Origin of the sequence: Nioella sp. (assembly GCF_964229645.1) — a bacterium.
Classification (GTDB): domain Bacteria; phylum Pseudomonadota; class Alphaproteobacteria; order Rhodobacterales; family Rhodobacteraceae; genus Nioella.
Map to the genome: position 1 here is coordinate 82,186 of NZ_CAXREX010000182.1, position 16,630 is coordinate 98,815.

16 protein-coding genes are annotated in these 16,630 nt (G+C 63.2%); 8 read left to right on the forward strand and 8 right to left on the reverse strand.

The window, feature by feature from the left end:
* Nucleotides 1–54: 54 nt before the first annotated feature.
* The gene (locus tag ACEQXV_RS12235) at nucleotides 55–816 is read right to left on the reverse strand and encodes a glucose 1-dehydrogenase (RefSeq protein ID WP_370269421.1); all 762 of its coding nucleotides are present in this window, start codon (nucleotides 814–816) and stop codon (nucleotides 55–57) included.
* Nucleotides 817–942: 126 nt separating this feature from the next.
* On the opposite strand from ACEQXV_RS12235, the gene ACEQXV_RS12240 reads away from it, so the two are divergent.
* Nucleotides 943–2,277, forward strand: coding sequence for a TetR/AcrR family transcriptional regulator (locus ACEQXV_RS12240; protein WP_370269422.1), 1,335 nt, complete (start codon nucleotides 943–945; stop codon nucleotides 2,275–2,277).
* Nucleotides 2,278–2,295: 18 nt separating this feature from the next.
* Here ACEQXV_RS12240 and ACEQXV_RS12245 read toward each other — a convergent pair whose 3' ends face one another.
* From ACEQXV_RS12245 to ACEQXV_RS12270, 6 genes are read right to left on the reverse strand one after another with little or no spacing between them, the layout of a single operon-like run.
* Nucleotides 2,296–2,697, reverse strand: coding sequence for a PaaI family thioesterase (locus tag ACEQXV_RS12245; protein WP_370269423.1), 402 nt, complete (start codon nucleotides 2,695–2,697; stop codon nucleotides 2,296–2,298).
* Between the two features lie 31 nt (nucleotides 2,698–2,728).
* Nucleotides 2,729–3,154 carry a PaaI family thioesterase gene (locus tag ACEQXV_RS12250; protein ID WP_370269424.1) on the reverse strand — a complete coding sequence of 142 codons (426 nt, stop codon included), beginning with the start codon at nucleotides 3,152–3,154 and terminating at the stop codon, nucleotides 2,729–2,731.
* A 36-nt stretch (nucleotides 3,155–3,190) separates the two neighbouring features.
* Nucleotides 3,191–3,994 (reverse strand): enoyl-CoA hydratase-related protein, encoded by an 804-nt coding sequence (locus tag ACEQXV_RS12255; RefSeq protein WP_370269426.1) that lies wholly within the window; start codon nucleotides 3,992–3,994, stop codon nucleotides 3,191–3,193.
* Nucleotides 3,987–4,841, reverse strand: a complete 855-nt coding sequence (locus ACEQXV_RS12260) for an SDR family NAD(P)-dependent oxidoreductase (RefSeq protein WP_370269427.1) — start codon at nucleotides 4,839–4,841, stop codon at nucleotides 3,987–3,989. The genes ACEQXV_RS12255 and ACEQXV_RS12260 overlap by 8 nt, the downstream gene beginning before the upstream one ends.
* 10 nt (nucleotides 4,842–4,851) lie before the next feature.
* Nucleotides 4,852–6,051 carry an acyl-CoA dehydrogenase family protein gene (locus ACEQXV_RS12265; protein ID WP_370269428.1) on the reverse strand — a complete coding sequence of 400 codons (1,200 nt, stop codon included), beginning with the start codon at nucleotides 6,049–6,051 and terminating at the stop codon, nucleotides 4,852–4,854.
* A 14-nt stretch (nucleotides 6,052–6,065) separates the two neighbouring features.
* A complete protein-coding gene (locus ACEQXV_RS12270) occupies nucleotides 6,066–7,280 on the reverse strand; it encodes an acyl-CoA dehydrogenase family protein (RefSeq protein ID WP_370269430.1) in 1,215 nt (404 codons plus the stop codon).
* 133 nt (nucleotides 7,281–7,413) lie between these two features.
* Between ACEQXV_RS12270 and ACEQXV_RS12275 the strand changes: the two genes are divergently transcribed.
* The 5 genes from ACEQXV_RS12275 to ACEQXV_RS12295 are packed head-to-tail and all read left to right on the forward strand — an operon-like array spanning nucleotide 7,414 to nucleotide 13,615.
* Nucleotides 7,414–8,199, forward strand: coding sequence for an enoyl-CoA hydratase-related protein (locus ACEQXV_RS12275; RefSeq protein ID WP_370269432.1), 786 nt, complete (start codon nucleotides 7,414–7,416; stop codon nucleotides 8,197–8,199).
* A 22-nt stretch (nucleotides 8,200–8,221) separates the two neighbouring features.
* Nucleotides 8,222–10,021, forward strand: a complete 1,800-nt coding sequence (locus ACEQXV_RS12280; RefSeq protein ID WP_370269434.1) for an acyclic terpene utilization AtuA family protein — start codon at nucleotides 8,222–8,224, stop codon at nucleotides 10,019–10,021.
* A gap of 11 nt (nucleotides 10,022–10,032) precedes the next feature.
* Nucleotides 10,033–11,502 (forward strand): acetyl/propionyl/methylcrotonyl-CoA carboxylase subunit alpha, encoded by a 1,470-nt coding sequence (locus ACEQXV_RS12285; RefSeq protein ID WP_370269436.1) that lies wholly within the window; start codon nucleotides 10,033–10,035, stop codon nucleotides 11,500–11,502.
* Nucleotides 11,502–12,005 (forward strand): biotin/lipoyl-containing protein, encoded by a 504-nt coding sequence (locus ACEQXV_RS12290; protein ID WP_370269438.1) that lies wholly within the window; start codon nucleotides 11,502–11,504, stop codon nucleotides 12,003–12,005. The genes ACEQXV_RS12285 and ACEQXV_RS12290 overlap by 1 nt, the downstream gene beginning before the upstream one ends.
* A gap of 2 nt (nucleotides 12,006–12,007) precedes the next feature.
* A complete protein-coding gene (locus ACEQXV_RS12295) occupies nucleotides 12,008–13,615 on the forward strand; it encodes an acyl-CoA carboxylase subunit beta (protein ID WP_370269440.1) in 1,608 nt (535 codons plus the stop codon).
* Between the two features lie 19 nt (nucleotides 13,616–13,634).
* Here the strand turns inward: ACEQXV_RS12295 and ACEQXV_RS12300 are convergent, their stop codons facing one another.
* A complete protein-coding gene (locus ACEQXV_RS12300; protein ID WP_370269441.1) occupies nucleotides 13,635–14,246 on the reverse strand; it encodes a transferase hexapeptide repeat family protein in 612 nt (203 codons plus the stop codon).
* Nucleotides 14,247–14,532: 286 nt separating this feature from the next.
* On the opposite strand from ACEQXV_RS12300, the gene ACEQXV_RS12305 reads away from it, so the two are divergent.
* Nucleotides 14,533–15,717, forward strand: a complete 1,185-nt coding sequence (locus ACEQXV_RS12305; RefSeq protein WP_370269443.1) for a lipid-transfer protein — start codon at nucleotides 14,533–14,535, stop codon at nucleotides 15,715–15,717.
* Between the two features lie 24 nt (nucleotides 15,718–15,741).
* The gene (locus ACEQXV_RS12310; RefSeq protein WP_370269444.1) at nucleotides 15,742–16,572 is read left to right on the forward strand and encodes an SDR family NAD(P)-dependent oxidoreductase; all 831 of its coding nucleotides are present in this window, start codon (nucleotides 15,742–15,744) and stop codon (nucleotides 16,570–16,572) included.
* Nucleotides 16,573–16,630: the final 58 nt, after the last annotated feature.

The following is a 16,630-nucleotide window of genomic DNA, read 5'->3' on the forward strand; positions in this document are numbered from 1 at the left end:
TAACTTCTGGCCGGCCTGGCGGCGGCGCCTTGTGACAGACGCGGCCCCCAGCGGTCAACCGTGCATCGACAGGCCACCCGAAACCGAAATGACCTGGCCGGTGATGAACCCGGCGTCGTCGGAGGACAGGAAGCAGATGATGCCGGGATAGTCCGTAGGCTGTGCCAGGCGCTTCATCGGGATGGCCCGCTTGAGGCCCTCGGCGATCTTTTCACCGGCCTCGCCCTGGGCCACCTGGGCAAACAGCGGCGTATCGGTCGGTCCGGGCGCCACAGCGTTCAACTGAACGCCCTTGCGCGCCAGTTCCCGCGCCACGGTCTTGGTGAACGAGATGATGCCGCCCTTGCAGGCCGAATAGACCGCTTCGCCGGATGAGCCGACACGCCCGGCATCGGAGGCGATGTTGACCACCCGGCCGCCACCGTTCTCGACCATGCCCGGAAGCACCGCGTGATGCATGTTCAGCGGGCCGTAAAGGTTGATGTCGATGACCTTTTTCCACAGGTCGGCATCGGTATCGAGGAACGGCCTGATCTCGTCCCAGCCGGCATTGTTCACCAGCACGTCGACCGGACCCCCGGCCTCGAACGCGGCGACCGCCTTGTCGACCTGGGCACGGTCGGTGATGTCCACCTTGAAGGCCTGCGCCTTGCCGCCGGCCTCGGTGATAAGGCGAACCGTTTCCTTCGCCCCGTCTTCGCTCATGTCAAAGATCGCAACCTCGGCGCCTTCTTCGCCGAACCGTTCGCAAACCGCGCGCCCGATGCCGCTGCCGCCGCCGGTCACGATTACGCGTTTTCCACTCAACCCTCGCATATGGAGGTCCTCCTCTTCCGCTATCATCCTGGCAAAGAACTTGATTCGACGCCTTCAATGGCATATTCTAACATTTGTTAGATTTAATGCAATGGACAGTCTCGGTGCTGACAAGTATCGAAATTCATGATGAGACAACCCGACGCCATCAAGCAAACCGACGATGATTTGAGCAAGTCGGAGAGGACCCGCAGCAGCATCCTCGCTGCGGCGGCGCGCCTGTTCCGGAATGAAGGCTATTACGCGACAACCATGCGTGACATCGCGCAGGTATCCGGCATCGAAGCCGGAAGCATCTATTACCATTTCCAATCCAAGGACCAAATTCTCAGCGAAGTTCTCGATCTTGGTGTGCGGCAATTGTACGAGAAGGTCTGTGACATTGTTCGTCCCACGAAGGACAGGTCGAAGGATTTCCGCGAGACCTTCGCATTGCTCATCGAAACGCATCTGACCTATCTGTTGACCGAGAGCGACTTTACATCGGCCAATATCCGCAACTATCCGATGTTGTCGGATGAAGCACGCGCGCCGCACCGCGAGTTGCGGGCGTCCTATGCGGGCGTCTGGAGCGATTTTCTGAACGAGGCGAAACGTTCCGGCCAACTTCGAAGTGACATTTCGGTAACCGTGATCCGCCAGTTCATACTGAGTGCCATGAACTGGACCGTGGAATGGTATGATGTGGACCGGTATCCGGTGAGCATCCTCGCGGAACGGATGAGCAAACTGATCCTCGACGGAATGTGTTCGCGGCGCGTCGTCGATACGGAACGCCTGAAGGCCGTTCCCGCCATTTCCGTCAAGACCCCCGAATCGTTCGGCAAGGCCGAAAAAACCCGCGCAGAGATATTGCGGGCCGCAGCGTGCATGCTCCGGGAAAATGGCTACAAGGCGACAACGCTGAGACAGATCGCGGAAGAAGCGGATATGAAGGCGGGCAGCGTCTATTACCACTTCAAGTCCAAAGAGGCGATCGTGGACGAGGTTCTGAACGCCGGGTTGCACGACCTGCTATCGGGTGTCAGCGCCGCGGTCCAGGAATTCAAAGCCCCGTATGACCATCATACGAGGATCGCGACGGCAATCTGGACGCATCTGGACTTTCTTTTCAAGGCAAGTGAATTCACGTCCGCAAACATCAGAAGCTACGGGATGCTGCCCAATCACTTCAGGAAGCGACACGGGGGAATCCGTCACGAGTACGGCAGGCTCTGGGACAGAATCCTGCGCGAAGCGCAGGAAGACGATGCCATAAGATCGGACATCAAGATTGTGCCGTTGCGTCAGGTCATGTTGGGTGCCCTGAATTGGACGGTGGAATGGTTCGATCCGAACAAGGCGGGCGAAGAGGGGTATCTTTCCCTGCCCGAATTCTCCGGCATGCTTGTCAAGCTGCTTCTCGAAGGGATTTGCGACAGGCAGAATACCACCTGCGCCGAACGAGCCGAGGCTTGCTGATCGCAGCCACCATCGCGATCAGACCAACAGGAAATGATATAGCCCTTCCGCAACCGGTTTCTCCCGGGCGGTCTGCCAGGAGATCACGCTGACGCTCGCGATGCGCTTTCCCTTGCGCGTCACATTTGCGCAGGCAAACAACGGTCCCCTGGTGGCGGGTCTGAGGTAATCCACGGTGAGATTGATCGGCTTGGCCGGGACTTCCGCGAATTCGGGATGGACCGCGATGGCGGCCGTGGCTTCCATGAAACTGGCAATGATGCCGCCATGATAAAGCTCCAAGACGGGGTTTCCGATATGGCGTGATTCGAAGGTCATCTCCGTGTCGGCACGGAGGCTGTCCACCTCCTGAACCTCGAAGTTGAGAAATCGAAAGAACGGCACCCGGGATACGTTGGCATTGACGGTTTGCAGGTCCATTACGAGGCGTTTCCTTCTGTCATTGCGCCAATCAGCCGGTCTCGCCGCGCGTCAATGCAAACGAGGCGGTTCCGCGGGCGATTTCCGCCTCTTCATGACCGTCGAACCGGATGCTGCCGGCATTGAAGGCAATGTGGCGGGTTTGCCGAAAGCAATGCGCGCGCACGATGACATCCGCGCGCGACCGTGCCGCGCGCAGATAGTCAACCCGCAGGTCAAGGGTCGCCATGGTGCTGATCCCCTCTATGGCCACGAAGTTCGCCAAACCGAAAACACTGTCCAGAAGGGCGGTCAGGATACCGCCATGAAGCAGGGTCTGGTCTTCATCGACGCAGAAGTCCGGATTGAACGGCATCCGGACCCGCACGCCGTCGCGCGATACGTCCTCGATATCAAGCGCCATGTGGGTAATCAGACCCTTGCCGCGCGCATTCCACATCCGCGCGATCTGCTCCATCTTCTGTTTGGTTATGTCTGCCATGCGTTCTTTTCCTCAGCGCCCCGTAAAGTTGGGTTTTCGCTTCTCGATGAACGCAGAGACCGCCTCGTGGTGGTCTTCGGTCTGATGCATCAGGGCCTGATAGGCCGCCGCGGAATTCAGGAAATCCGGCAAATCCATCCGCTCGGCATTGCGCATCAGGCGCTTGGCGACGCGCACCGCGCGCGGTGGTTTCGCGGCGATCACGGCTGCCCGTTCCCGCGCCCGCTCCATCAACCTGTCATCGGGCACGACCTCGAGCACCATGCCGATTTCCAGCGCCTCTTCGGCCTCGACCATGCGGCCCGAAAAGGTCAGATCGGCGGCTCTTTGATGGCCCAGACGGCGCAGCAGGAACCAGCTGCCCGCATCGCCGGGAATGATGCCGAGGTTCAGGAACACCTCGCCGAACTTCGCCTTCTCGGACGCGATGCGCATGTCGCACATCATGGTCAGATCGCATCCCGCGCCGACCGCCGGGCCGTTGACCGCCGCGATGGTCGGGATGTCGAGGTTGTAAAGCGCCTGTGGCAGACGCTGCACGCCGTCGACATAGCTCTGCGCCGCCGCCAGCGGCTCCTTGCGGAAGATACTTTCGGGGTCGTGCATTTCCTTGATGTCGCCGCCGGCACAAAAGGCCGTGCCGGCACCTGTCAGGATCATCACGCTGACCTCCGGGTCCGCCTGCACCTTGGCGAAGGTGTCCAGAAGGGCGGCGATCATGTCGTTGCCGGTCACCGGGTTGCGGCGTTCCGGATCGTTCAGCGTGACCGTGGCGATCCTGTCGGAAATGTCCAGAAGGACGGGGTGCTTACTCATTCTTTCCATCTCCGCGTTCGCGTTTCTCGAACATGTCGGGATTGATCATGTCGCGGGCATCGTGGCCCATATGCAGGGTTTCTCCGCCGTCGACATAGATGTCTTCGCCGGTGATGAAATTTCCCAGGTCGGACGCGAGGAAAATGATCGTGCCGGCGATGTCTTCGGGCGCGCCCATACGGTTCAGGACCGAGCGGTTCAGCTGTTTCCACCGGTCCGGCGGAATCGGATAGCGGCCAAGCGCCTCGGTCCTGATCGTGCCCGGCGCGACGCAGTTCAGACGGATCCCGTATTCCCCCCATTCGGCGGCCAGCGTTTTCATCATCCCGGTCACGCCGGCGCGGGCGGCGACGGTATGGGCAAACCCGGTCAGCGCGGTGCGCGCCGAAATCGCGGTGACGAACACCACCGACCCACCGTTGTCGTACATGAAATGATCCGCCGCCGCGCGGGTCATCTGCCACGAACCGATCAGGTTGTTGCGGATCACCGCCTCGAAGCCCTTGTTGGTAATGTCGCGCGCGGCGGCAATATACTGGCCGCCTGCATTGTTCACCAGAACGTCGAGCTGCCCGAAATGGTCCTTGATGCGTCCCATCGCGGTTTCGATACTGTCCGCGTCACGGGTATCGCCGGGCACGACAAATGCCTCGCCGCCCGCCGCGCGGATCATTTCTGCGGTCTCTTCCAGCGGTTCCTCGCGGCGCGCGAACAGCGCCAGCCTGGCCCCGCAAGAGGCCATTTCAAGCGCCGTTGCCCGACCCATTCCCGAACCCGATCCGGTGACAAGGGCCACCTGGCCCGCCATCAGATCCGGAGCATAGCGCGATGTTCTTTTCTCGCTCATGTTTCCCCCTTCAGTCTTTCAGAAGCTCGCCCGCAATGATCAGCTTGCGCACTTCCTGAGTGCCCGCACCGACCTCGAGCACACGGCCGGTCCGGTAAAGCCGGTTCACTTCCGTGTCGCGCATGTAGCCGGACCCCCCGTGGATCTGGACGGCCTTGTCCAGCACGAATGAGGTCACCTCGGCGGCCTTGAAGATCGCCGCCGCCGTCAGCTTGTGAATTTCGCCGCGCCCGCCTTCGCCCTCTTCCAGACCCTCGCACATGGCGACCGTCTTCAGCGACAGGCTGCGCGCCGCCTCGATCCGCGTGTACATGTCGGCCAGCATCGCCTGCACCATCTGGAAACTGGCGATCGGTTTGCCGAACTGTCGGCGCGTCCTGGCGTAGTCGACGGAAATATCCAGCGCGCGCTGCGCGATCCCCAGGGCATTGAAGCAGACGATGGCCCGTTCGAGATCCAGCCCCGACATGGTCACCGCCACACCGCCGTCCAGCTTGCCGACCATGTTCTTGGCGGGCACACGACAATCCTCGAACACCAATTCGCCTGTTGGCGATCCGCGGAACCCCATCTTGTTGAGCTTCTGCGCCACCTTGAAGCCGGGGGTGTCGGTCTCCACGATGAAGGCGGAAATGCCCTTGGCGCCTTTTTCCGGCGAGGTCTTGGCATAGACCAGCACCAGATCGGCAATCGGCCCGTTGGTGATGTAAATTTTGGCCCCGTTCAGGATGTAATCGTCGCCATCCTTTTTGGCCGTGGTCCGCATGGAGCCAAGCGCATCGGACCCCGCGCCGGGCTCGGTCAGGCCCAGGGCGCCCACCAGCGAGCCATCGCACAGGCCCGGCAGATACTTGCGGCGCAACGCGTCATTGGCGTTGCGATAGATGTTGTTGACGCACAGGTTGTCATGCGCCACATGGGTCAGCCCGATCGCGGCAGAGGCCCGCGACAGCTGTTCGGTGATGATGCAGGCCGAGGTGAAATCCAGCCCGGCCCCGCCGAATTCCGGTGGCACGTTCAGACCGAGATACCCCATCTTGCCGAGCGTGGGAAAGACCGATGGCGGCAGGTCGTCGGTGTCGTCCATTTCCGCGTTCAGATGGTGAAACTCGGACATGAAGAACTTGCCGGCCTGATCGGCCAGCGCCTGCTGTTCGTCCGTCATGAAATGCGTCGGAAGGGTGATGTCGTTTCGCAGTTGCTTGTTCATGGTCCCGCCCTCCTTCAGGCGCGCAGCAGTTCTTCGGCGATGATGATCTTGCGGACTTCGCTGGTGCCCGCGCCGATCTCCAGCAGCTTGTTGGCGCGGAACAGCCGGTTGATCTCGGTGTCCTGCATGTAGCCCGATCCGCCGTGGATGTGGCAGGCCTCGGTGACGGCCTTGTTGAACGCCTCGCCCGCGTAAAGGCAGGCCGCCGCGGTCAGCTTGTGGATCTCGCCGCGCCCGCCGGCCCCCTTGGGCAGGCCGACGCAGGCGGCCAGCGCGCGATAGCTGAAGGCGCGGGCGGTTTCGACCTCGGTGTAAATCTCGGCGAGCTTCGACTGCATCATCTGGAAGCGGGAGATCGACTTGCCGAATTGTTCTCGGATCTGCGCGTATTCCAGACCCAGCTCCAGCGCCCGTTCGGCCATGCCGACGCAGACCGAGGCGACCATCGCCCGTTCCAGATCCAGCCCGCTCATCACGACCGATACGCCGCTGTTTTCGGCGCCCATCATGGCCGAGGCCGGCACCCGGCACTCCTCGAACACCAGCTCCCCGGTGGGCGAGCCGCGAAAGCCCATCTTGTCGAGCTTCTGCGCCACCTTGAAACCCGGATTGTCGGTTTCAACGATAAAGGCGGAAATGCCCTTGGCACCTCTGGACTTGTCGGTTTTGGCATAAAGCAGGATCAGATCGGCGATCGGCCCGTTGGTGATGTAAATCTTCGAGCCGTTGATGATGTAATCATCGCCATCGCGACGCGCCGTGGTGGCCATCGACCCAAGCGCATCCGACCCGGCGCCGGGCTCGGTCAGCCCCAGGGCGCCGACCAGCTCGCCGGAACACAGCCCCGGCACATATTTCCTGACCTGTTCGTCGGACCCGTTGCGCAGCAGGTTGTTCAGACACAGGTTGTCATGTGCCCCGTGCGACAGGCCCACCGCCGGGTTCCATTTCGAGATCACCTCGGACACCAGCGCCTGGGTGAATTCGTTCTGGCCCGATCCGCCCAGTTCCTCGGGCGCGGTAATGCCCAGAAGGCCCAGTTCACCCATCTGCCGGAACAGATCGTCGGGCCACCAGTCCTCCTCGTCCATGCGCGCCTGAAGCGGATGAAGCACCTCGCGCGACACCCTGTCGACGTGATCGACGATCTGGCGCTGCTCATCGGTCAGCGAGTAATTGGCCCTGATGGCCTCCAAAGCGGCCACGTCAGGTACGTTCTGGCTGGTCATCTCTCTTCCCCCGAACGGAATGTGATCTGCGGTGTTGACCAAAATCAAACACATGTTAGAAAATAGATCAAGGCAGGCTTTTTGCGACCTGACGTTGCAGGCGACGCAAAGGGAGATGCGGGAGGTCTCGGAAATGGTTGATAACGTCGTACATTCGCAGGCGCGGGGGCATGAAACGCGCATCACGATTTGCCGTCCGGACCAGCGCAATGCCCTGAACCGCGACGTGGCAGAGGGAATCACTGCCGCGCTTCTGACGGCCGAGGCCGATCCCGAATGCCGGGTGATCGTTGTGACCGGCGAGGGCGTGCGCGCTTTCTGCGCTGGCGGCGACCTCAAGGCGGGGGCCGATGGCGGCCCGTTTGTTCAGGACCCGGCGGATCCGGACCATTTTGCCGGCCGGCTGTTCGAAACGATACAGGCCTGCCGAAAACCGACCATCGCGCGCATCAACGGAGTGGCGGTTGGCGCGGGCGCGGGCATGATCTGTGCCTGCGATCTCGCGGTGATGGCGGATCACGCGAAAATCGGCACGCCCGAGGTGAAGGTCGGTCTGTTTCCGATGACCATCGTGCCGCCGATGATGCGCGTGTTGCCGCGTCGGAAACTGATGGAGATGTTCATCACCGGCGTCCTGCTGACGGCGGACGAGGCCCTGCGCTATGATCTGGTCAACTATGTGACAGACAGCGCCGGACTTGACGACAAGGTTGCGGAACTGGTCGCACGGATTGCGGCGCAGTCGCCGACTGCGATCAGGCTCGGAAAATATGCCTGCCACGCATTGCAAGACATGACCTATCCGCAGCAGATGCGCTTTGCGGAAACGCTGTTGCCGCGGATGGCGCAGACCGAAGACGCGCGAGAGGGGTTTGCCGCTTTCAATGAAAAACGCGACCCTGAATGGACGGGCCGCTGACAGGAGCGGTGAGGAGAAGGCTATGTCGGATCGAAGACTGCGCATCGGATGCGCTTCCGGTTTCTGGGGCGATACGCCCGAAGCGGTCGGCCAGTTGGTGTCCAAGGGCGAAATCGACTATCTGGTGTTCGATTATCTTGCCGAAGTGACGATGTCGCTGATGGCGCGCGCCCGCGCCAAGACGCCGGAGGCGGGCTTTGCCCCGGATTTCGTCAAGGCGCTGGTGCCGTGGTTGCCCGAGATCAAGGCCAGGGGGATCAAGGTTGTGGCCAATGCCGGCGGCGTCAATCCGCGCGGCTGCCGCGATGCGCTCGCCAGGGCGGCAGAGGCGGCTGGGATCGACCTGTCCATCGGTGTCGTTCTGGGCGACGATCTGCTGGACCGCGCGGACGAGATGCGCGACGGCGGCGTGAGCGAAATGTTCTCTGGCGCCGGTTTCCCCGACGATATCTGGAGCATGAACGCCTATCTGGGCGCCCGCCCCATCGCGGCGGCGCTGGACGGCGGCGCCGACATCGTGATCACCGGGCGCTGCGCCGACAGCGCGGTGGCGCTTGGCCCCTTGATGCACGAATTCGGCTGGAGCGACGAGGATTGGGACAGGCTCAGCCAGGGCTCGCTCGCGGGCCATCTGATAGAATGCGGACCGCAAGGGACGGGGGGCAATTTCACCGACTGGCAGGAGGTGCCGGGCTGGGACAATATGGGGATGCCCATCGTCGAAGTGGCCGAAGACGGCAGCTTTGTCATGACCAAGACGCCCGATACCGGCGGGCTGGTTGTGCCGGGCTCGGTCGGCGAACAGATGCTTTACGAAATCGGCGATCCACGGGCCTACCTGCTGCCCGACGTGATCTGCGACTGGTCCGGGGTCACGCTCGAACAGGTCGGCCCGGACCGGGTGCTGGTCAAGGGCGGCAGGGGGCTGGGGCGCACCGGAAGCTACAAGGTCTCGGCGACCCATGCCGATGGCTGGCGCGCGGTCACCACGCTGACGCTCGCCGCAATCGACGCCCCGGCCAAGGCCGAGCGCGTCGCCGAGGCGATCCTGACCCGCTGCCGGCGGATTTTCCGCGACCGCAACCTCGCCGATTTTCGACAGGTCAGCGTCGAGGTTCTGGGGGCGGAGGCCGCTTACGGCGCCAACGCCCGCGCCCGGACGCGCGAGGTCGTTCTGAAGATCGGCGTCACTCATGACGACCGAAACGCGCTGAACATCTTCGCCGGAGAAATCGCGCCGATGGCCATTTCCACCGCGCAGGGCCTGACCGGGTTCTTCGCCGGACGGCCCAAGGTGCAGCCGGTGGTGCGGCTGTTCTCGTTCCTGCAAGACAAGGCCGACACGCCCGTTTCGGTCGAGGTCGACGGCAAGGAGGTGCCGGTCACCGTGGCCACCAAGGAGGTCCGACTGGATCCGCCCGCCGCACCGCAGGTGGAAAGCCGCGAGGCCGGGCCCGACGCGGTCAGGGTGCGGCTGGTCGATCTGGCCTGGGGCCGCTCCGGCGACAAGGGCGACATCGCCAATATCGGCATTCTGGCCCGCAAGCTAGAGTATCTGCCCTATATCCGCTCCGCCCTCACCGAAGACAGGGTGAAAGACTATTTCGCGCATCTCTGCGACGGCCCGGTCGAACGTTTCGACCTGCCCGGCAGCCATGCGATGAACTTCCTGCTGCATGAATCGCTGGGCGGCGGCGGCATCGCCTCGGTCCGCATCGACCCGCAGGGCAAGGGGTTTGCGCAGATGCTGCTCGACATCGAAATTCCCGTGCCGGCCGATCTGGCGGCGCAAGACGGGCTGCACCCCGCCGAGCGTGCATGAAAGGAAGGATGATGGGTATTTCCAAACTGCTGGTCGCCAATCGCGGCGAGATCGCGGCCCGCGTCCTGCGCACCGCCAAGGCGCGCGGCCTCGCCACCGCCGTCTTGCGGCACAACTCGGAACAGGAGGGACCGGCCCATCTGATTGCCGACGAGGTGGTGACCATCGAGGGCCCGACCCCCGTGGCCGCCTATCTCGACATCCCCCAGATCGTCGAGGCGGCGCAACGGATCGGCGCGGACGCGGTGCATCCGGGCTATGGCTTCCTGTCGGAAAACGCGGGCTTTGTCGCCGCGCTGGACAAGGCCGGGGTGACGTTTGTCGGCCCCACATCCGAGGTCATCGACCTGATGGGCGACAAGATCCGCGCCCGCGCCTTTGTCGAGGAGCGCGGCTTTCCGGTTGCCCCCTCGGCCATCGAGGATGACGACCCCGCTACATTTGTCGAACGCTCTCGCGCGGTTGGCTATCCGCTGCTGATCAAGCCCTCGGCGGGCGGTGGTGGCAAGGGGATGCGCGTCGTGCGCGAAGACGGCGCGCTGGAATCCGAAATCGAAACCGCCCGCCGCGAGGGCGAGCGCTATTTCGGCGACGGACGGCTGTTCGTCGAACGCTATATCGAACGCCCGCGCCATATCGAGGTGCAGGTGATGGGGGACGGGCAGGGGAATGTGGTGCATTTCTGGGAACGCGAATGCTCGATCCAGCGCCGGTTCCAGAAGATCATCGAGGAAACGCCATCCCCGGCGCTGACCCCCGAACAGCGGGACGAGATCTGTGAAACCGCCGCCGGGATTGCCCGCGCCGTCAAATATCGCGGCGCTGGCACGGTCGAGTTCATCTATGCGCAGGACGGCGCCTTCTATTTCCTGGAAATGAACACCCGCCTTCAGGTCGAACATCCGGTGACCGAGATGGTGACCGGCTTCGACCTTGTCGCCGAACAGCTGCGCATCGCGGCGGGCGAGGGGCTGAGCGCCGCACAGGCCGATATTGCGCAGAACGGTCATTCGATCGAACTGCGCATTTGCGCCGAGGACGCGACGGAAGATTTTCGCCCCGCCATCGGCGACATCCTTCTGCTGGACGAGCCGCAGGGCGCGGGCGTGCGGGTGGACAGCGGCATTCTGGGCGGTGGCAAGGTGACGACCGATTTCGACCCGATGCTGTCCAAGCTGATCGTGCACGGCTCGGACCGGGCCGAGGCCATCGCCCGCGCGCGTCAGGCGGTTCGGAATTACGTGATCCTCGGGGTGACGACCAATACCGGCTATCTCGATGCGATCCTTGCGCATCCGGATTTCGCCTCGGGCAATGTCTCGACCGGGTTTCTGGCCGAGCAGGCCGAGGCGCTGACCGCGCCGGGCGAAGATGTGACCGAGCTGCTGATGGCGGTCGCCGCCCTGTCGGATGAACGGCTGGTGAGCGACGTGATGCAGATACCCGAGATGCACCGGAAAATGGGCGGGTGGAGAAACTGATGCGGCGGATATACCAGATCGACGGCGACGAAACCGAATGCTGGCTGTCCCATGACGGCAATCGTTTTATCCTCAACACGCCCGATGGCGCGGTTCCCTGCCAATTGGACCCCACCGGGGCGCCCGGTGGCCATGTGCTGCGGGCGCGCGGACGCGTGCAGGACGTGCGGCTGGCCGTCGGCCCTGACGCGACTTTTGTGCATATGAACGGGCGGACCTACGCGATCGGGCGGATCGATCCCGCCGAGCGTCTGGCCGGACGCGATGGCGGCGCCGCCGATGACCGCATCGTCGCACCGATGCCCGGCGTGGTCGTGTTGGTGAACGCAAAGCCCGGCGATCACGTCAAGGAAGGCCAGCGGTTGCTTGTCATCGAAAGCATGAAACTCGAAACCAGCCTGACCGCGCCGCGCGACGGCGTGGTGGCCGAAATACCATTTGCCGAGGGCGACAGTTTCGGGCTGAAGGCCACGCTTGCCCTGCTGGCGCCGGAGGAGGAGTGACCATGCGCCGGATCGAAAGCCAGATCGACACCAATGCCCCTGACTTCAGGGTCAATCACGCGGCCATGTCCGCGCGGCTGAAAGAGTTTCACGCCCGCCAGCACGCGGCGCGTTTCGAACGCCCGCAACGCGACGTCGATCGCCTTGAGCGCCAGAACAAGCTGGGCGTGCGCGAACGGCTGAAGCTGCTGCTGGACCCCGGCACGCCGTTCCTGGAATTTTCCACCCTCGCCGCCTGCCGCGAATATGACGGCGCGGTGCCCGGTGCCGCGGTGGTGACGGGCATCGGCATCGTGCAGGGGCGCGAGGTCGCCATTCACGCCAACGACGCCAGCGTCAAGGGCGGCGCATGGTATCCCCATACCGTCAAGAAGATCGTGCGGCTTCTGGATGTGGCATTGGAAAACCGCCTGCCGGTTGTCCATATCTGCGACAGCGCCGGCGGCTTCCTGCCGTTGCAGCACGGAGTCTTTCCCGACCGCTATCTGGGCGGGCGGGTCTTCCGCAATCAGGTCAAGCTGAGCCAGGCCAACATCCCGCAGATCGCGGTGGTCGGCGGGCATTGCACGGCCGGCGGGGCCTATGTGCCGACGCTCAGCGATTACAACATCATCATCGAAGGCACCGGGGCGATTTTCCTTGGCGGTCCGCCGCTGGTCAAGGCCGCGACCGGCGAAGAGGTCGGCGTTCAGGAGCTGGGCGGGGCGGTGATGCATACCTCGGTCTCGGGCACCGGCGATTACCGCGCCGCCACCGAACAGCACGCTTTTTCACTGGCGCGCGAGATTGTCAGCCAGTGGACGCGCCCGCCGAAAACGATCATCGAAACCGTCGCCTGTGAAGCGCCGTATTACGACCCCAAGGAACTCTACGGGATCATCCCCAAGGACCGGAAAACCCAGTTCGACATGCGCGAGGTTCTGGCCCGGATCGTGGATGGCTCGCGGTTTCACGAATACCAGCCTGACTACGGCACCACGATGATCTGCGGCTATGCCCATATCTGGGGCTACAAGGTGGGGATTCTGGCCAACAACGGGGTGCTGTTCAACGACAGTTCGCTCAAGGCCGCGCATTTCATGCAGCTGTGCAACCAGAACCGCACGCCTCTGGTCTTTTTCCAGAACATCACCGGCTACATGGTGGGGCGCGAATACGAGGAACGCGGCATCGCCAAGGACGGCGCCAAGATGCTGATGGCGCAGGGCGGGTCGGTGGTGCCGAAATTCACCGTGATCGCCAATGCCTCATACGGCGCGGGCAATTACGGCATGTGCGGACGGGCCTGGGATGCGCGCACGCTGTTCATGTGGCCGCAGGCGGAAATCGGCGTGATGGGCGCGGATCAGGCCGCCAATACCATGGCCGACGTCAAGATCCGGCAGCTTCAGCGCGAGGGCAAGGAGTTGAGCGAAGAGGAAATCGCCGCGATCCGCGATCCGGTGCTGGAGAAATTCCGGCGCGATGTCGAAGCCTATACCTCGACCTCGGAATTGTGGGACGACGGCATCCTCGACCCGGCGGATACACGCAACGCGCTCGGCATGTCGATTTCGGCCTCGCTGAACGCGCCGATCGACGATCCGCATTACGGGATATTCCGGCTGTGACCGTCCGGGATTCGGCGCATCAGGTCGTCTGCTGCCGCGCCTCCTGAATGGACACCACATCAGAGGCCGCCATCTCGGGCCGGTCGGCCTCGACCGCGTTCAGCGGGTCGACGGGTTTCAAACCTGCCAGACAGTCGCGCGCCAGTTGCTGATATTCGGCGGTTCCACGGGTTTTCCACGCGACTTCCTTCTCGGTGACCTCGCGGATCACCTTTGCCGGCGCTCCGACCACCATCGAACGCGGCGGGATCACCGTTTCCCCCCGCACAAACGCCTGCGCGCCGACAATCGATTCCGCGCCAAGCTCCACGCCGTCCATGATGACGGCATTCATGCCCACCAAAGCATTCCGGCCGACGGTGCACCCGTGCAGAATCGCGCCATGGCCGATATGACCGTTGGTTTCGACCACCGCATCGCGGCCCGGGAAGGAATGGAGGATGCAATTGTCCTGAACATTGGCCCCGTCACCGATCACGATCCTGCCGAAATCGCCCCGCAGGCTTGCGCCGGGTCCGATATAGCACCCCTGACCGAGTATGACATTTCCGATCAGCACCGCCTGGGGATGAACGAATGTCCCCTCGGGCACAACGGGAACGAAGCCTTTGAATTGATAGCAATTGGCCATTGTTCTTTTCCTTTTTCGGGCTGGGCGTCTCTGGAGTCCGGCTTCGGGCGCCCGATGTTCAACAACCGCCTTTCCAGCTCACGTGCGGGCCGGAAGGCCGAAGGCGGTGCGCCGTTTCAGAAGGCGCGGCACGATTATTCAAACACATGTTAGAAAATTCGGCAAGGATCGCTCCGCTGCGTCGATGTTGACACTGTCTGGCGGCAGGATGTAAAATCTAACAAGTGGTAGAAAATGGACCGGCGCGCGACTCATGTCGCCCGGCTCGAACGCGGGAGCGAGAGAAATGTCAGAGAAAGCCCATGTCGTCGGCGTCGGGATGGTGCCGTTCCAGAAGCCGGGAAAATCCGACAGCTATGATGTCATGGCAATTGCGGCCACCCGCTCCGCGCTGGCCGACGCGGGGCTGGATTATGGCAAGATCGAGCAGGCCTATGTGGGCTATGTCTACGGCGACAGCACCTGCGGCCAGCGCGCCCTGTACCAGGTCGGCATGACCGGCATTCCGGTCGTGAACGTGAACAACAACTGCTCGACCGGGTCATCCGCCCTGTTCCTGGCCCGCCAGGCCGTCGAAAGCGGCGCGGTGGACTGCGCTCTGGCGCTTGGATTCGAACAGATGCAGCCCGGCGCCATCGGCGCGATGTTCCATGACCGAGTCAGCCCGTTTGCGGCGTTTGACGAAGAAACCGACGACCTCGTGGGCAATCCGGAGATCCCGCTGGCGCTTCGCTATTTCGGCGGCGCCGGCAAGGCGCATATGGAGGAGTTCGGCACACCGCTGGAAACCTTCGCGAAAATCCGCGCCAAGGCCAGCCGCCATGCGGCCAAAAACCCGGTGGCCCTGTTCCGGCAGGAGGTAACACCCGAAGATGTCATGGCCGCGCAGGTCGTCTGGCCCGGCGTGATGACCAAGCTGATGGCCTGCCCGCCGACCTGCGGCGCGGCTGCGGCAATCGTCTGTTCCAAGGAATTTGCCGACAAGCACGGCCTCGACAGCTCGGTGCGGATCGCGGCTCAGGCCATGACGACGGACGGCCCGGAAACCTTCGATGCGCACGACATGCGCGAGGTGGTCGGCTTCTCGATGGCCAAGCGCGCCGCCGATCAGGTCTATGAGGCCGCGGGCATCGGGCCGGACGACGTGGACGTGATCGAACTGCACGATTGCTTTGCCCATAACGAGCTTATCACCTACGAGGCGCTTGGCCTGTGCGGACGCGGCGAGGCGGCGAAATTCGTCGACGACGGCGACAACACCTATGGCGGGAAATACGTGACAAACCCCTCCGGTGGTCTGTTGTCCAAGGGCCATCCGCTCGGAGCAACGGGCCTTGCGCAATGCACCGAGCTTGTCCAGCAACTGCGCGGCCAGGCCGATGCGCGTCAGGTCGACGGCGCGCGTCTGGCGCTTCAGCACAATCTGGGCCTCGGCGGGGCCTGTGTGACCACGCTTTATGAAAAAGTCTGACAGCGCCCTTCGGGAGGACAGACCATGACCGACAAACTCGACGGGCGCGTGGCGCTGGTCTCCGGCTCGGGCCGGGGCATCGGGCGGGAGATCGCGCTCAAGCTGGCCTCGGAAGGGGCACGGATCGTGGTCAACGATCTGGATGCCGACCCGGCCAATGAAACCGCCGAGGCGATCCGTGCCGCCGGCGGCGAAGCCGAGGTCTGCGCCGGCAGCGTGACCGAGGACGGCTTTGCCGAACGGTTCATCAGGACCGGCGTCGACAGCTTCGGCGGGCTGGACATCATCGTGAACAACGCCGGCTATACCTGGGACAGCGTCGTTCAGAAGATGACCGACGAGCAATGGCAGGCGATCATCGACGTGCACCTGACCGCGCCCTTCAGGATCCTGCGCGCCGCCCAGCCGGTGATCAGCGCCAGAGCCAAGGAAGAAGCCGCCGCCGGGCAAGAGGTGTTCCGCAAGGTGGTCAACATCTCGTCCATCGCGGGCACCGGCGGCAATGCGGGCCAGATCAACTATGCCGCCGCCAAGGCCGGTATCCTCGGGGTCACCCGGACGATGGCCAAGGAATGGGGCCGTTACAAGGTCAACGTCAATGCCGTGGCCTTCGGGCCGATCCGCACCCGCCTGACCGAAGGCAGCGCCGATGGCGACAGCACGATCAAGGTCGAGGAAAAGGAAATCAAGGTCGGCGTGAACCCCGATCTGCTGTCCCAGATGGAACGGATGATCCCGCTGGGCCGGGTCGGCACACCGCAAGAGGCCGCCGGCGCGGTCTATCTGTTCTGCACCCCTGAATCGAACTTCATCTCGGGCCAGCACATCATCTGCGGCGGCGGCTTCGTGATCTAGCACCGGCCGCCCTGGCCGCGTCTTCGGGTCCTGGCTGGCAACTGACATTTCCGGGCAG

Coding starts and splice junctions, on each gene's coding strand:
- ACEQXV_RS12235 (WP_370269421.1), bottom strand. CDS start 816: ATGCGAGGGTTGAGTGGAAAACGCGTAATCGTGACCGGCGGCGGCAGC.
- ACEQXV_RS12240 (WP_370269422.1), top strand. CDS start 943: ATGATGAGACAACCCGACGCCATCAAGCAAACCGACGATGATTTGAGC.
- ACEQXV_RS12245 (WP_370269423.1), bottom strand. CDS start 2,697: ATGGACCTGCAAACCGTCAATGCCAACGTATCCCGGGTGCCGTTCTTT.
- ACEQXV_RS12250 (WP_370269424.1), bottom strand. CDS start 3,154: ATGGAGCAGATCGCGCGGATGTGGAATGCGCGCGGCAAGGGTCTGATT.
- ACEQXV_RS12255 (WP_370269426.1), bottom strand. CDS start 3,994: ATGAGTAAGCACCCCGTCCTTCTGGACATTTCCGACAGGATCGCCACG.
- ACEQXV_RS12260 (WP_370269427.1), bottom strand. CDS start 4,841: ATGAGCGAGAAAAGAACATCGCGCTATGCTCCGGATCTGATGGCGGGC.
- ACEQXV_RS12265 (WP_370269428.1), bottom strand. CDS start 6,051: ATGAACAAGCAACTGCGAAACGACATCACCCTTCCGACGCATTTCATG.
- ACEQXV_RS12270 (WP_370269430.1), bottom strand. CDS start 7,280: ATGACCAGCCAGAACGTACCTGACGTGGCCGCTTTGGAGGCCATCAGG.
- ACEQXV_RS12275 (WP_370269432.1), top strand. CDS start 7,414: ATGGTTGATAACGTCGTACATTCGCAGGCGCGGGGGCATGAAACGCGC.
- ACEQXV_RS12280 (WP_370269434.1), top strand. CDS start 8,222: ATGTCGGATCGAAGACTGCGCATCGGATGCGCTTCCGGTTTCTGGGGC.
- ACEQXV_RS12285 (WP_370269436.1), top strand. CDS start 10,033: ATGGGTATTTCCAAACTGCTGGTCGCCAATCGCGGCGAGATCGCGGCC.
- ACEQXV_RS12290 (WP_370269438.1), top strand. CDS start 11,502: ATGCGGCGGATATACCAGATCGACGGCGACGAAACCGAATGCTGGCTG.
- ACEQXV_RS12295 (WP_370269440.1), top strand. CDS start 12,008: ATGCGCCGGATCGAAAGCCAGATCGACACCAATGCCCCTGACTTCAGG.
- ACEQXV_RS12300 (WP_370269441.1), bottom strand. CDS start 14,246: ATGGCCAATTGCTATCAATTCAAAGGCTTCGTTCCCGTTGTGCCCGAG.
- ACEQXV_RS12305 (WP_370269443.1), top strand. CDS start 14,533: ATGTCAGAGAAAGCCCATGTCGTCGGCGTCGGGATGGTGCCGTTCCAG.
- ACEQXV_RS12310 (WP_370269444.1), top strand. CDS start 15,742: ATGACCGACAAACTCGACGGGCGCGTGGCGCTGGTCTCCGGCTCGGGC.